This window comes from Pyxidicoccus fallax (assembly GCF_012933655.1).
Taxonomy (GTDB): Bacteria; Myxococcota; Myxococcia; order Myxococcales; family Myxococcaceae; genus Myxococcus; species Myxococcus fallax.
On the sequence record NZ_JABBJJ010000764.1, the window covers coordinates 1 to 560 of the forward strand.

General features: G+C 58.2%; 2 tRNA genes. Both read right to left on the reverse strand.

Features of this window, described 5'->3' with window-relative positions:
- Nucleotides 1-152 precede the first annotated feature (152 nt).
- Nucleotides 153-225: transfer RNA gene (locus HG543_RS54065), tRNA-Ala, on the reverse strand.
- Nucleotides 226-294: 69 nt separating this feature from the next.
- Nucleotides 295-371: transfer RNA gene (locus tag HG543_RS54070), tRNA-Ile, on the reverse strand.
- Nucleotides 372-560 lie beyond the last annotated feature (189 nt).

Consider the following 560-nt stretch of genomic DNA (forward strand, 5'->3'; position numbering starts at 1 on the left):
GATGCTGGTTTGCGCTCTGGATGTGTTGAAGCCTCCCGGCCTCCTCACACCCGGCAAATCAGCCTCTGCGAGAACTTCTCTCAGCAGAAATTGAACTTACCCTTCGTATGCACTTGTCAAAGAACGCTTCCCGCGACGACTGGGAAAACTTGTGGAGCTGATCGGGATCGAACCGACGACATCCAGCTTGCAAAGCTGGCGCTCTCCCAGCTGAGCTACAGCCCCGGAAATTTCGCCATTCTACCATGCTGGTCGCGCGTCAACCACGTCCCTGCCCCATGGGCGAAGGGAAAGTGGTGGGCCTAGGTGGACTTGAACCACCGACCTCGCGCTTATCAGGCGCGCGCTCTAGCCAGCTGAGCTATAGGCCCAGGGGGCTACGCGTCGGAAACCCGTACAGCGTCCTTCTCTTTCAAAGAGCCGAGTCGCGTGGACTCGGTCCTTCAAAACCAAACAGCAAGCCCGAAGCAGAGAGTCAGATTGTGACTCGGAAACGTTGACCTGGTTGACCTGACGGAGCACCGAAGCGCTCCTGGCATCGCCTACTCGCACCGAAGTGC